This is a genomic window from Peribacillus sp. P4_B1 (assembly GCF_056402395.1).
The window spans coordinates 98,776-113,064 of record NZ_JBFUHM010000013.1 but is presented as its reverse complement, the minus strand read 5'-3'; the positions used below and the strand labels follow the sequence as shown (position 1 = coordinate 113,064).

Here is a 14,289-nt window from a genome sequence, read left to right as displayed (position 1 = left end):
GTATTGCTGCTCTCTAATAAACATCAAGGCGGGGATTACATGTTGAGAAATAACTATCGTTATTTTATCATTTTTATGATTATTCTTATTACAATCATTAATTATATTGATAGAGGTGCACTTTCATATGCCCAAGCTGAAATCATCAAGGAGTTCAATTTAGATCCAGTAAGTTGGGGAGCAATACTAGGTTACTTTGGATATGGTTATATATTCGGCGCACTTTTTGGAGGAGCATTGGCAGATAAAAAAGGCCCGAAATTCATGTGGATCATTGCTGGAACCACATGGTCTTTTTTTGAAATCGGGACAATATTCGCAGGTCACATAGGTGCAGCATTTTTTGGAGGGTCAGCATTAGCAGGATTTGCTGTATTTCGTGTATTATTTGGGTTTGCTGAAGGACCTACCTTATCAACGATGAACCGAACGATGGCAAACTGGGTATCCCCTAAAGAAAAAGGGTTTGCTGTAGCACTTGGATTAGTTGGAACGCCAATTGGAGCATTAATTACTGCACCCATCGTAGTAGGTCTTCTAACATTCACTAACTGGAAAGTAACATTTGTTATTCTCGGTATATTAGGCTTTATTTGGGTAGCAATTTGGAATAAAGTATTTACAAACTTACCTGAAGATCATCCAAGAGTCTCGAAAACCGAACTAGAAGAAATTCGAAGAGCGGATATTTTAATTAAAGGTGAGACGAAATTAGACGAACAAATAAATGTGCCATGGTACCATTTTTTTAAAAACCCTACGTTAGTATTTAATGCCATTGGATATTTTGCCTTTTTATATGTAAATATTTTATTACTTACATGGACCCCAAAATATCTGCAAGATGAATTTAATTATTCACTTTCTTCTCTTTCATATATTGGTATGATTCCATGGGTAGGAGCTATTATCACTGGACTATTAGGTGGTAAAATTTCGGATATATTACGTAGAAAAACAGGGAATCTACGTATTGCCAGATCTTGGTTCACAGTAGTATCCTTATTTTGTACAGCTGTTTGTTTTATGTTGATCCCAACTGTCGAGAGTGCTGCAGCAGTACTTGCATTAATGTGTATAGGCAATGCCTTTAATTATTTACCAAATTCCATCTATTGGATTGTGGTTCTGGATACAGAACCAAATAAAGCAGGAACTTTTGGGGGAGTAACTCATTTTATTGCGAATCTAGCGACTATTATTGCCCCAACCCTAACAGGAAGTCTTGTCGCCATATATGGATATAATGCCATGTTTATCGCAGCTTCAATAGCCGTAACGATTGGCATGATAGCCATGGTTTTCGTGAAACCAGGCAAACAAGGTAACTCATCTGAAACTACCCATAATCTGGTTAGCTAAGATAAGTCATCATGTGTGTATTGATAACAGATTATGTTTAATATTTATTTCATTTCACTTTAAAAAGAATAAAAAAGCCGTTGCTTCATTTCAGAAGAAGTAACAGGAAGAGCATCCGATTGACCCAGTTCCTACTATTATGAGAGCCCATGCGGTTCCCAAGGATTATAAGGGCCATGAGGATGAATTTGTCGATCATCTGATTAATGATATGCTTCCAATCTTCTCTGAATAAAAGCTTGCTGAATTCAATGATTGATGGCTTTTGTGAAAAGGGAGTCTTTACCCCTGAACAATCAGAGGGTATTTTAAAGGCCGGGAAAAAGTACGGATTGATCCTAAAATTCATGCTGATGAAATAGAACCAAACGAGGGCGCGGAACTAGCTGCCAAAATAGGGGCTATTTCTGCTGAGCATTTATTAAAGGCTTCCGAAGAGGGATTCAAGTAATGGCTAAGTCAGGAACMATTGCCCGCTTGCTTCCAGCCACAGCTTTGAATTTAAGAGAAGATGCGGCCCAAGGACGCTGAATGGTTGAGGAAGGTGTAGCTGTTGCCATTTAGACCGATTGCAATCCCGGATCCTCGCCGCCGACTTTTCTAAGCCTCTTGTCATGAACCTGGCATGAATCGCGATGCGTTTTACACCTGCTGAAGCACTTACGGCGGTAACATACAATACTTCTTGTGCAATCAACAGCAAGAAAAGGTAGGTTCGCTTGAAGTCGGAAATCCAGCGGATGGAATGGGCTATAGAAGTACTTGTCAACATGTAATAGTGCTGAATCGTAGGATGGTGGATTATCATCCTACCCATTGTCAGCGTTAAACACTTTACCGCTTTACAGTGAAGATTAAGTAAAGGTATTTTAAGGGAATCGTGGAATAAACCCTTCTATGTGGAGGAGATATTATATGGATAATCACTATCCATTCGAAGAATGGTTTTAAAATGTTTGAGTTTTACACAGAAAAGGAAGCAAGGGAAAAATTTGAGGTAATAGAAGGCTGTAAAGTCCTTAGTGTAGTCATTTATTTCAATGATAAACAATTTGTCAAACCTTGAAACTATATATTCTTAATTAAAAAGACAAAAAAGTTAGAATGATTTGATATAAATTATAAAAAAATACTATTTTATAATTTTCATTGCTGTAATTTCATTATAGTATTAGTCTTAACCATAAAATGAAAAACTACCTGTAAGTAAATTTCTAACTTGCATGCAGGTGTACATTCTTTATTTGGTAGGGTCGGCAAAATATCATTATTTTATGTGAACTGAAAACTTCAGGGGTGCTACCGGATAATTGAAATAATGGTATTTTTTTGGATTTATATATCTGAAAAATCAAAAAATGGAGGAGATTCTTTGAACGAACAAAAATTCACAATTGACGATGCCCCTAGTAAACCATCACCTTAGTGAACTTCCTAATTTCTTAGTAGTAAATCCAGGGTAAAATAGCGGCTACATGATTCCACAATATACAGCTGCGGGAAACCGTCACCGATTATTTAATACGCGACCAAGTCCCGATGGTAAAGGAAGATCGGTTTTTTTATCCTGATATTGAAACGATTTATGGGCAAATTCATGAAGGAGAGATAGTCAATCTAGTCGAAATGGCGATTGGTGAAATTGAGTTCTAAAAACTATAGTGGAAGCTGTTTTACTCTGACCAATCTCAGTAAAGCGGCTCCCTTTTTCATTAAGTTAGGAATTTATTTATTTTCAGCACGCTTATATCTGAAAGCACAGTTTTATCACAACCTATACTTTCGAAAATATCCAATCATCAAAATTGGGAGGAGGAAAGAAAAGAATGCATTATGATGTAATTGTAATTGGAGCTGGATCTATGGGAATGTCGGCAGGATATTTTCTATCTAAAAATGGACAAAAGGTATTATTATTAGACTCTTTTGTTCCTCCTCATAATAAAGGCAGTCATCATGGAGAAACAAGAATTATTAGACATGCCTATGGAGAAGGTGAAGAATATGTTTCTTTGGCACTTAAATCACAAAAACTATGGAATGAATTAGAAAAACTTACGGGAAAACAGTTATTCCTTCCAACAGGTGTACTGAATGCTGGCAGTCAAAAATCCACATTTATTAATCAAGTAATCGCGAGTTCAGAAAAATTTAATTTACCTTTAGATATCCTGGATTCAAATCAAATCCATAAAAGGTGGCCAGGTATTTCACTGCCAGAAGATTATATAGGTTGCTTTGAATCGACTTCGGGTGTGTTAAAAAGTGAAGAGTGTATTCGAGCGTATCAACAACTTGCGGAGTCACATGGTGCTAACATCATTGTGAATAGCCAAGTAAGGAAGATATTTGTTCATAGTAATGGGGTCACGATCAAAACTGATGAACAGACTTTCTACGCAGAAGCTTTAGTTGTTGCAGCAGGAGCATGGTCACCAAAACTTTTAGCAATGTTAGACTTACATGTTCCTCTAGCCCCAATCAGAAAAACATTTGCATGGTTTGAAGCAAATGAATTATATAATTACAAAAATTTCCCGGCCTTCACTTTTGATACGTCTGTAGGTACATACTATGGCTTTCCAAGTATAAATGACAGTGGTTTAAAAGTAGGAAGACATGATGGAGGAAATTACATTAATCCCGATGATTCTATAGCACGGTTTGGTGTATTGGATGAAGATGAGGGGGATTTGGTACAGTTTCTACAACAATTTATGCCTACCGGTCAAAAAATAAAACATGGAAAAAGCTGCATCTATACAATGACACCAGATGAGAACTTTATTGTGGATACACATCCTAATTATCCACACATTGCTATTGCAGCAGGTTTCTCAGGGCACGGGTTTAAATTCAGTAGTGTTATTGGAGAGATTTTAAGTGACCTTATTATTTCAGGTAAGAGTGAGAATGATATCACAGTATTTTCTATAAAACGATTTAAATAAAAGGCTCTTTTCGTAAAGATTGTTGTTTTTAAAACGAAACTATTTAAGGTTGATTGGAGCGGAAGTGCGAGACTCCTGCGGGAGCAGCGGGACAGGTGAGACCCCACAGGCGTTTACGCCGAGGAGGCTCACCGCCCGCACCAAGGAAAGCGAGCATCTGGAGGAGAAATCAACCACAACTCACTACCTGGTGAATAGCAACAAAGTATGTGAAAACAGCCAAATAAAATAAGTCCTTTTCGTTTCGCATCGAATGTAATTATATACATTTCCCTTTAAACTTGTAATCAAGACCGTTGCTTCCTTATTATAGGAAACAATGGTTTTTTTATTATTACTTAATATTCTACCATTCAGATTTTGAATCTAACTATATGTTAGGTTATCTAACAAAGTATTGTCGAAATAAAAAAAAAATGATAGAATAAGAATATTCCGAAATATGAAACGGCAATTCCGAATTTCGGAATTTGTTGAAAGTGAAATACTTATTTTTTTCTACATATTTATAAGTTTTATTGTTCGAAATTTCTGTAAATAGGAGGAGTGTACAATGAATACAGTTGATTTGAATTCTGATTTAGGTGAGAGCTTTGGCACATATCGAATTGGAAATGATGCAGAGATTTTGGACTTTGTAACATCTGTCAATGTAGCGTGTGGATTTCATGCTGGCGATCCTACCGTTATGAGAAAAACGGTTCAACTTGCATTAGAGAAAGATGTAAAAATTGGTGCCCACCCAGGATTACAAGATTTAATTGGTTTTGGCCGACGCAATATTAATATTTCTCCACAGGAAGCTTATGATATTGTTGTCTATCAAATAGGTGCATTAAATGGCTTCTTGCAATCTGAAGGCGGGAATATGCAACATGTTAAACCACATGGTGCTTTGTACAATATGGCGGCAAAGAGTAAAGAGTTGTCCCTTGCCATTGCAGAGGCTGTATACAAGATTAATCCTGAGCTCATTTTATTTGGCCTGTCTGGAAGTGAATTAATACGTGCTGGACAGACGATTGGTTTACAAACAGCTAGTGAAGTGTTTGCGGATCGGACATATCAACAAGATGGTTCATTGACTTCTCGAATGGAAGCGCATGCAATGATAGAAAATGATGATGATGCTGTTGTACAGGTAGTTCGAATGGTTAAAGAAGGAAAGGTTTTGTCACAGCAAGGGACTGATGTGACTTTAAAGGCAGATACCATTTGTATTCATGGGGATGGAACACATGCTTTAACCTTTGCTCGTCATGTAAAAAAATCCTTAGAAATATCTGAAATTACAGTTAAGTCTATTTCTAAATAAAAATTACAAACACCTAGGAGGCAGATTCCATTGGAGCCAATTAAAAATATACCTGACGAGAAAAAAGATCATTCTAAGCCAAAAACTAACCGGACATTATTACTAGGTGCAGCATTTCTTATGGCAACATCAGCCATAGGACCGGGTTTTTTAATGCAGACAACTGTTTATACCCAAAGTCTTGCAGCGAGTTTTGGGTTTGTAATTCTAATTTCAGTAATTCTTGATATTTTTGCACAAACAAATGTATGGCGCATTATTGCTGTATCTGAAAAACGGGGACAAGAGATTGCAAACATGGTTCTTCCAGGCCTGGGTTATGTTCTAGCGGCACTCATTGTTATGGGAGGGCTCGCATTTAATATAGGGAACATCGCAGGTGCTGGACTTGGTCTGAATGCGATGACAGGAATATCCCCTACAACTGGAGCAGCAATTAGTGCAGTTATTGCAATATTAATTTTTGTTGTAAAAGAAGCGGGTAAAGCGATGGACCGCTTTACACAAATTGCCGGCTTTTTTATGATCTGTTTGATGATATATGTTGCATGGACAACTGCTCCTCCAATTGGAGAAGCAGTTGTGAAGACATTCGCCCCTGATAAGATTGACATTATCGCAATTGTTACTTTGGTTGGGGGGTCTGTAGGTGGCTATATTACATTTGCTGGTGGACATCGTCTATTGGATGCAGGCGTAAAAGGTGTAGGAGCACTGCCAGAAGTCACAAAGAGTTCAGTAATGGGGATTTTAATAACCACAGTTATGCGGATTGCTTTATTTTTAGCAGTTCTAGGCGTTGTATCTAAAGGCTTGCAAATTGATTCAGGAAACCCTGCGGCATCCGTTTTTCAACTTGCTGCTGGAAATGTTGGTTATAAAATCTTTGGTATTGTTATGTGGGCTGCAGCAATCACATCAGTAGTTGGCGCTGCATATACTTCTGTGTCGTTTATCAGAACATTCAGTGAAAAAATAAATAAAAGGGCTAATTGGATTATAATTGGCTTTATAGTCGTCTCAACACTTTGCTTTATGTTAATTGGCAAACCGGTTAAAGTGCTGCTTGTAGTAGGGGCAATCAATGGTCTGATTTTACCAATTGCACTTGGTACACTTTTAATTGCGGCATATAAGAAGAATATTGTGGGTGATTATAAACATCCTTTATGGTTAACGATTTCTGGTGTGTTCGTGGTAATTGTTATGGCGTTAATGGGCGGATATACTTTGATTAATCAACTGCCATCACTATTTTAATAACTAAAAGATTCAATCTAATTCATACGACTAGCAGTTTGTGAAAAACTGCTAGTTACTTATAGGAGATGTTAATATGATTAATCTTTCGCAAGCAACTCCGGCTGAATGGCGCGCAATGATCCGCAACAATGAATGGATTAAACCAACTGCTGGAATCGCAAACGGTTATGCACAAGCAAACCTTGCAATTTTAAAAAAAGAACATGCTTTTGATTTTTTATTATTTTGTCAGCGTAATCCTAAATCTTGTCCACTTCTAGACGTAACGGAGATTGGTTCTCCTATTCCTAAATTTGCTGCCCAGTCTGCTGATATACGTACAGATATTCCAAAATATCGGGTATATAAAGATGGTGAATTAGCGGAAGAAGTAACGGATATTTCAGACTATTGGGAAGATGATATGGTTGGATTTTTAATTGGGTGCAGCTTTACATTCGAACACGCCCTTTTGAATAATGATATATCGATTCGTCACATTGAAGAGGAATGTAACGTACCAATGTATAAAACGAATATTTCATGTATTGAAGCAGGGATATTTCACGGGAAAATGGTAGCGAGCATGCGTCCGATTCCTCAAAAAGATGTCGTGCGAGCGGCTCAAGTTACATCGCGTTTTCCTGCTGTTCATGGTGGTCCAATCCACATTGGAGATCCGGAGGCGATTGGCGTTTCTAACATACAGCAACCTGATTTTGGTGATGCAGTAACGATTCGTGAAGGAGAAGTGCCAGTCTTCTGGGCTTGTGGTGTAACGCCTCAATCTATCGCAATGGAAACCAAACCGTCGATTATGATTACGCATGCACCAGGATATATGTTTATAACGGATATTCGTGATGAAAAATTAGGCGTTTTATAATAGACAGAAAGAGATGAGTTCTATGCCGGAAAAGCTTTTGAATAAAACTACATGCGTACTGTCTCCCTTAGGCGATTCCGCAATCGTGATTACATTTGGGAATGAAATGAAATACGGCATCCACAAAAAAATTAAAATGTTTATGGATTTGCTTGAAGATGAACCTTTTGCTGGATATATAGAATGTGTCCCGGCTTTTACTAATTTGACGGTTTTTTACGACCCTCTAGTTATCTATAAGAATCAAAAACAAAGCAATGAAACTGAAACCATTTCTCCCTATGAAGTGGTACGTTCGATCTTGGAAACGAAATTAGAGGATTTGAAAGAAGATAAAAAGCTCTCACATCGAACGGTGTCCATTCCCGTTTGTTATGGGAATGAATATGGCCCTGATTTGGAATATGTAGCCCGTTATAATAATTTAACTACTGATGAAGTCGTCCATATTCATTCAAACGGCGAGTATTTGGCCTATATGATTGGATTTGCACCAGGCTTTCCATTTCTCGGTGGACTATCAGAAAAAATTTCAGCGCCTAGGCGTTCCTCTCCCCGAATGACCATTCCTGCAGGGGCAGTAGGAATTGCTGGTATGCAAACGGGAGTATATCCTATATCAACACCTGGTGGATGGCAATTAATCGGACAAACGCCAACCAAACTATTCTTGCCAAATGTAGATCCCCCAAGTTTATTACAAGCAGGAGACATTGTGAAATTCCATCCAATTTCTACTCAAGAGTATAAAGAAATGATTCTAAAGGAGGGGGTATAGTGAGCCTGCGTGTAATCAAGCCGGGATTATTAACTAGTATTCAGGATCTTGGAAGAAAAGGATTTCAGCAACATGGGGTGATTATAAGCGGGGCAATGGATCCATATTCCCTTCGAATTGCCAATATGTTAGTTGGTAACAAAGAAGGTGAAGCGGCCCTGGAAATTACGTTAATGGGTCCGACACTTAAAATAGAAAAAAATTGCTTGATCGCGATAACAGGTGGAAATTTATCACCTACTATTGACAGTCAGACTGTACCAATGTGGAAGCCTGTTTATGTGAAAAAAGGCACCATTCTTCGATTTGAAGGGTGTAAATCAGGTTGTAGGTCTTATTTGTCTGTTGCGGGAGGATACGCTATTCCTACAGTTATGAATAGTAAAAGCACATATTTAAGAGGGGAAATCGGCGGCTTTAAAGGAAGAGCGTTAAAAGTGGATGATGTTGTGGATTTTAATGTAACTTCTACTATTCTAATTAACCGGGAATTTAAGGAATCGTTCACCGCTCCAAAGTGGTTTGTCAATGATAAGGAGTTTATGCCAAGTCGCATGCCAGCTATTCGTTTCATAGATGGAAGCCAATCCGATTATTTTACGGACTCCAGTAAAGTCAGTTTTACAGAGAATTTGTTTAAAGTTTCAAACCAATCTGATCGTATGGGCTATAGGATATCTGGCCCTTTGCTTGAGTTAAACGAGAAACGTGAGCTATTGTCTGAAGCAGTAACTAACGGCTCTGTTCAGGTTCCTCCTGATGGAAACCCGATCATTCTCCTTGCGGATAGCCAAACAACGGGAGGATACCCTAAGATAGCTCAGGTTATTACGGCAGATTTACCAATGATCGCCCAGATCAAACCAGGGGAATCCATTCAATTTTCACGAGTAACCTTAAAAGAAGCCGAGCAGCTTTTCCTTCAAAAAGAACAACAATTGAAAGAATTGAAGGTTTCGATTTCATTAGCCCTAAAAAAACAGCAGGTTATATAGTTACTTCATCAAGAAGTAACAAAAAGGAAGAAAGTACTCTTAATATTAGGGTTCTTTCTTTTTTGGTTCATTCTCCTAAAAAGCTAATATTAAGAGAAACTTCCAACGGTTCTCCTCCATTACAAGATAAAAATTTGAAAAGAGAAAATTTAATTGAAATATAGTACAACAGTTCTGCACATTAGAACTGTTTTTTTTATTTTCAAAGATAGGGGAATTTTCCCCTTAGGATGGGGAAGTTCCCCGATATGGAAAAATCGGGGCACCTCTTACAATAAAGGTATGGTAATTGTAATGAGGAGGAATAGTAATGCAGGCAAAAGTAGCAGCAAATCAAAAAACAGGAAAATCAATGGATAATGCTTTTGCATCACATTTTGCCAAGTCTATGTTTCTAGCAGTTTGCGGACTTGTAACCTTATCGTTTTTTGGCACGAGAATGTTTACACACGTAGATTTAAACCTTTATGGCTATATGGTGGGGACGATTATTTTTATTGGGGGGTTCTTTTACAGGTTTATCGCATGGGGAGAAAGGCCGCCAACAAAGATTTTCATAAAAAAAGGCATCAAACTTCTATTTAAAAAATCAACGCCTAAAACATCGGTTGAACATTTAGCAACATACAATTTCATCTGGAATAGGGGAATTTACCGATGGACTCAGCACGTTCTAATCGGCTGGGGATGTATTCTTTCCTGTTTTGTGACATTCCCCCTAGTTTTTGGATGGATGTACTTCACCATGKACGACAATGGCTACTACAACATCATCGCAATGGGGATCAAGGTAATAACAGTACCAGCTGATGGGATCATTGCGGACTTATCATATAACGCTCTGAACATTACTGCTGTAATGGTTATCACGGGAGTATGCATGGCACTTTACCGCCGCTTGAAAAATATGCAGGCAAGAGCAGAACAAAAATTCATGTATGACTTTCTTCCATTATTTATGCTGTTATTAGTCAGTGTTACAGGATTGGCATTAACGTTCATGAACATCTTTTTGCATGGTACAGGACAGCCAGCTATGTCCCTGATTCATCAGTGGTCAGTCATTATTACATTGATTTATCTTCCGTTCGGAAAACTTGCTCACATACCTTTCCGCCCACTGAGTGTATTTGCAAGAAACTACAGAGAGCATTATGCGGAACAATCCATGAAAGGATGCAAAGTATGTGGTGATGAGTTTGTTTCATCAGAACAATCAAAAGATGTCGTAGAGGTTCTCGGCGTGAATGATATCGAATTTCAAACGAAGGAAGGCCATCATCTCGCTGAAATGTGCCTACCTTGTCGAAGAAAATACCGGATTGCTCAATTTTCCGGTTTCCCTATCCATGAGCTAAAAGTTAAGGAGGCAAACCAGAATGCAAAGGGATAAGTTTTTTAAAGAAGTAGAGAATGTGATACACCCGAATGAAACATTGGTCAAAACGCATTGTGCGTATTGTGGAATGCAGTGCGGAATGAATTTAAGGGTAAATAGAGCGACAAATAAAATCATTGGGGTTGAACCACGTTATGACTGGCCTGTAACGGTTGGGAAAATGTGTCCAAAAGGGGTTACAGCTTACCAGCAGACGAACCATGATGATCGTATTTTAAAACCGCTTATTCGTGATGATGCATCATTAAAGGGAACAAAGGAAGGCTTTCGTGAAGCAAGCTGGAATGAAGCATATGATTTAATCGCGAAAAAATTCAGTGAGCTTCAAAAAAAATATGGAAAAGATTCATTATCCGTTTTCAGTGGCGTATCAATGACAAATGAAAAATGCTATTTAACAGGAAAATTTGCACGTGTGGCTCTTGGAACACGCTACATTGACTATAATGGCCGTTTCTGTATGTCAAGTGCGGCCGGGGGATTCCTTCGTTCTTTCGGCGTAGATAGAGGTTCAACATTACCCTGGACAGATATTCATGAAACAGATTGCTTATTTATTGCAGGAAGCAACACAGCAGAATGCCATCCAACTTCTATGTTTCGTGTCTGGAACGTACAAGAAAGAGGCGGTTACATTATCGTGGTGGATCCCCGCGAAACGCCTATTGCGAGAAGAGCAGATCTGCACCTTGACCTGAAACCGGGAACGGATCTTGCCCTTGCTAATGGAATCTTAAATTTATTAATTCAAAATGGTTATGCTGACGAAGAGTTTATTAATAATCATACAAACGGATTTGAAGAAACAAAAGAGCTAGTAAAAGAATTTACGCCGGAATATACGAGTGAGCTTACAGGTGTTTCACCGGAAAAGATCATTCGCGCATCAGAGATTTATGGAAAAGCACCGAATGCAGTTGTCATGTTTGCCCGTGGAATTGAACAACAGCATAAGGGTGTTGACAATGTATCCGGATATACAAACATGGCGCTTGTAACAGGTAAGATTGGCCGTCCGAAGTCTGGTGTAGCAACATTCACTGGTCAAGGAAACGGACAGGGTGGTCGGGAGCATGGTCAGAAAGCGGATTTATTGCCAGGATACCGGAAAATTACAAATCCTAAACATGTAGAAGAAGTTTGTAAAGTATGGAAAATCACACCGGAAGAAATGCCTCAGCCGGGTGTTTCTGCTTATGAAATGTTTGAACTGATGGAACAAAAAACGATCCGCGGATTGTATCTGCTATGTTCTAATCCTGCAGTATCTGCGCCGAATTTAAATTTCGTCAGAAGTTCGATGAAAAACCTGGATTTTATGTTGTGTTCGGATTTCTACCTTTCTGAATCAGCAGAGTTTGCGGATGTGATCCTGCCTTCTGTAACGTGGTCAGAAGATGAAGGAACAGTTACAAACCTTGAAGGACGAATTATTAAGATAAATAAGGCACAAGAACCTATCGGAGATTCTAAGCCCGATTGGCAAATACAAGTAGAGCTTGCAGAACGTCTTGGGAGAGGAAGATATTTTTCCCATTTGAAAACTGCAAAAGATGTGGCAGATGAATTCAGACTGGCTAGTAAAGGCGGAAATGCCGATTATTACGGCGCTACATGGGATAAGATTGACAAACAGGACGGAGTATTTTGGCCTTGTAAGGATGACAATGACAAGGGAACGCCGCATATGTTCCTGGATAAAAAATTCTATCACGCAGACAGTAAAGCGAAAATTTGTGCGCTTCCTTATCGGCCCCCTGCTGAGGAGCCAGATGAAAAATATCCGCTTCGTTTAACAACTGGACGTGTCGTTTACCATTATCTATCAGGGAACCAGACGAGAAGAATCCAGTTCCTGCGCGATATGTGTCCGGAACCGTATGTCGAAGTACATTCGGAATTAGCAAAAAAATACAATTTGGAAAATGAAGATAAAGTCCGTCTATTTACCCGAAGAGGCGAGGCAATCTATAAAGTGAAAATTACAGAAGCCATTCGTGAAGACACTCTATTTGTTCCATACCACTTTGGCCACGAGCAATCTATCAATCTAGTAACAATTGCAGCGCTTGATCCAATCTCCCGTATGCCGGAATTTAAAGTCTGTGCAGCTCAAATGGAAAAAGTCGAAATAAAGAAGGTGCAATAAATGAAAAAGAGGCTCTACTTAGAACTTGAAAACTGTATAGGATGCCGGTCATGCCTAGCGGCTTGTACACAATGCGGGGGGCATGAAGAGAGGAACAGAAACTATGTATATGATGTAAACCCTCTGGTTAATCGGCAAACGATGCCTCTTATGTGCCTTCATTGTGTGAATCCGGCCTGTGCAAGGAGTTGTCCGGCCCAGGCAATCCAAATCCATGAGACAGGTGCCGTATTATCAGCACTCGTTGAAAAATGTATCGGCTGCCAAAATTGTACGATTGCTTGCCCATACGGAATACCGAAATTTGACACTGAACAAAACCTAATGTACAAATGCGATTTGTGTATCGACCGGACAAAAGACAGTATCCCGCCAATGTGTGCAAGTGTTTGCCCATCCAATACACTTCAATGGTTGACCGATGAAGAAATTGAAAATAAGAGAAAACAATTTAATCTAGATAATGGAAAATGGGTGACTAGCCTGCCATATCTTGAAAGTGAAACGAACGTTAAGGTAAATCTCCCAGGTATTTTACAGGGGATAACTAAGTTATATTAGGAGGGATTAAGATGCCGTCAGATAAAAATAATAAAATTCCCTTTAATGAAGATAATTACACTCATAATATTGAACGGAATAATGAAAGAAAGCTTGACAGACGTGGGTTCATGAAAACATTAGTGGGTGCTGCTGGCGTATTCGCCATTTCCTCCCTCCCTTGGGGGGCGGTAGCGGCTAAAGAATTGATGGGGCTTGGGGAGAAGGAGTATCCTCACAAAAAAATCACAGATGTAAGCAAACTTGCAATTGGTGACGCAATGAATTTTAAATTTCCAGGTGATCATGATGATGCCATTTTGATCAGATTATCAGAAAAGAAATATGCAGCTTACCAAAATGCATGCACACATCTTCGCTGCCCGGTTTTCTGGGTGAAGGAAGAGGGAGAGATGGTTTGTCCTTGCCATCATGGGAAATTTGATGTTGAAACAGGTGCTCCAACTGCGGGTCCGCCAAGAAGGCCGCTGCCTGAGATTCAGGTGAAAGTGGAAAATGGAGCGGTATACGCAGTAAGGGTGAAGCGTTATGAGGCTTAAGTTTATTGGGGTCGCGTTGCTCTGTGCCTTCCTTATGATGAATATTGTATTTACCCAATTTATGGTTCACCAATATTATTATGAAAATTATGTAAATGTTTTAATATTCGTG

Annotated in this window: 12 protein-coding genes and 1 pseudogene; all 13 read left to right on the top strand. The window is 38.9% G+C overall.

The window, feature by feature from the left end; genetic code table 11:
- Nucleotides 1-39: 39 nt before the first annotated feature.
- The 13 genes and pseudogenes from AC1DVK_RS10175 (at nucleotide 40) to AC1DVK_RS10115 (ending at nucleotide 14,177) form a co-directional block, all read left to right on the top strand.
- Complete coding sequence (locus tag AC1DVK_RS10175; protein WP_477626401.1) at nucleotides 40-1,362, top strand: MFS transporter; 1,323 nt, start codon at nucleotides 40-42, stop codon at nucleotides 1,360-1,362.
- A 103-nt stretch (nucleotides 1,363-1,465) separates the two neighbouring features.
- Nucleotides 1,466-2,104: pseudogene (locus AC1DVK_RS10170) on the top strand (amidohydrolase family protein); the annotation flags it as partial.
- A 1,084-nt stretch (nucleotides 2,105-3,188) separates the two neighbouring features.
- Nucleotides 3,189-4,313, top strand: a complete 1,125-nt coding sequence (solA, locus tag AC1DVK_RS10165; RefSeq protein ID WP_477626400.1) for an N-methyl-L-tryptophan oxidase — start codon at nucleotides 3,189-3,191, stop codon at nucleotides 4,311-4,313.
- Between the two features lie 22 nt (nucleotides 4,314-4,335).
- Nucleotides 4,336-4,545, top strand: coding sequence for a hypothetical protein (locus AC1DVK_RS10160; protein ID WP_477626399.1), 210 nt, complete (start codon nucleotides 4,336-4,338; stop codon nucleotides 4,543-4,545).
- 321 nt (nucleotides 4,546-4,866) lie between these two features.
- Nucleotides 4,867-5,628, top strand: coding sequence for a LamB/YcsF family protein (locus AC1DVK_RS10155; protein WP_284471014.1), 762 nt, complete (start codon nucleotides 4,867-4,869; stop codon nucleotides 5,626-5,628).
- A gap of 120 nt (nucleotides 5,629-5,748) precedes the next feature.
- Entirely contained in the window at nucleotides 5,749-6,888 is a 1,140-nt protein-coding gene (locus tag AC1DVK_RS10150; protein ID WP_155727518.1) for an NRAMP family divalent metal transporter, read from the top strand.
- Nucleotides 6,889-6,964: 76 nt separating this feature from the next.
- Entirely contained in the window at nucleotides 6,965-7,756 is a 792-nt protein-coding gene (locus AC1DVK_RS10145) for a putative hydro-lyase (RefSeq protein WP_061462853.1), read from the top strand.
- A 13-nt stretch (nucleotides 7,757-7,769) separates the two neighbouring features.
- Entirely contained in the window at nucleotides 7,770-8,534 is a 765-nt protein-coding gene (gene pxpB, locus AC1DVK_RS10140; RefSeq protein WP_477626398.1) for a 5-oxoprolinase subunit PxpB, read from the top strand.
- Nucleotides 8,534-9,529 carry a 5-oxoprolinase subunit C family protein gene (locus tag AC1DVK_RS10135; RefSeq protein WP_477626397.1) on the top strand — a complete coding sequence of 332 codons (996 nt, stop codon included), beginning with the start codon at nucleotides 8,534-8,536 and terminating at the stop codon, nucleotides 9,527-9,529. The genes pxpB and AC1DVK_RS10135 overlap by 1 nt, the downstream gene beginning before the upstream one ends.
- Before the next feature lie 310 nt (nucleotides 9,530-9,839).
- A complete protein-coding gene (locus AC1DVK_RS10130; protein WP_477626396.1) occupies nucleotides 9,840-10,922 on the top strand; it encodes a hypothetical protein in 1,083 nt (360 codons plus the stop codon).
- On the top strand, nucleotides 10,909-13,077 hold the full coding sequence (locus AC1DVK_RS10125; protein WP_477626395.1) for a molybdopterin oxidoreductase family protein: 2,169 nt from the start codon (nucleotides 10,909-10,911) through the stop codon (nucleotides 13,075-13,077). Before AC1DVK_RS10130 ends, AC1DVK_RS10125 begins: the two co-directional genes overlap by 14 nt.
- Nucleotides 13,078-13,638, top strand: a complete 561-nt coding sequence (locus AC1DVK_RS10120) for a 4Fe-4S dicluster domain-containing protein (protein ID WP_061462858.1) — start codon at nucleotides 13,078-13,080, stop codon at nucleotides 13,636-13,638.
- Nucleotides 13,639-13,649: 11 nt separating this feature from the next.
- A complete protein-coding gene (locus AC1DVK_RS10115) occupies nucleotides 13,650-14,177 on the top strand; it encodes a QcrA and Rieske domain-containing protein (protein ID WP_061462859.1) in 528 nt (175 codons plus the stop codon).
- The last annotated feature ends 112 nt before the right edge of the window (nucleotides 14,178-14,289 follow it).

Coding starts and splice junctions, on each gene's coding strand:
- pxpB (WP_477626398.1), top strand. CDS start 7,770: ATGAGTTCTATGCCGGAAAAGCTTTTGAATAAAACTACATGCGTACTG.
- AC1DVK_RS10115 (WP_061462859.1), top strand. CDS start 13,650: ATGCCGTCAGATAAAAATAATAAAATTCCCTTTAATGAAGATAATTAC.
- AC1DVK_RS10120 (WP_061462858.1), top strand. CDS start 13,078: ATGAAAAAGAGGCTCTACTTAGAACTTGAAAACTGTATAGGATGCCGG.
- AC1DVK_RS10125 (WP_477626395.1), top strand. CDS start 10,909: ATGCAAAGGGATAAGTTTTTTAAAGAAGTAGAGAATGTGATACACCCG.
- AC1DVK_RS10145 (WP_061462853.1), top strand. CDS start 6,965: ATGATTAATCTTTCGCAAGCAACTCCGGCTGAATGGCGCGCAATGATC.
- AC1DVK_RS10175 (WP_477626401.1), top strand. CDS start 40: ATGTTGAGAAATAACTATCGTTATTTTATCATTTTTATGATTATTCTT.
- solA (WP_477626400.1), top strand. CDS start 3,189: ATGCATTATGATGTAATTGTAATTGGAGCTGGATCTATGGGAATGTCG.
- AC1DVK_RS10155 (WP_284471014.1), top strand. CDS start 4,867: ATGAATACAGTTGATTTGAATTCTGATTTAGGTGAGAGCTTTGGCACA.
- AC1DVK_RS10150 (WP_155727518.1), top strand. CDS start 5,749: ATGGCAACATCAGCCATAGGACCGGGTTTTTTAATGCAGACAACTGTT.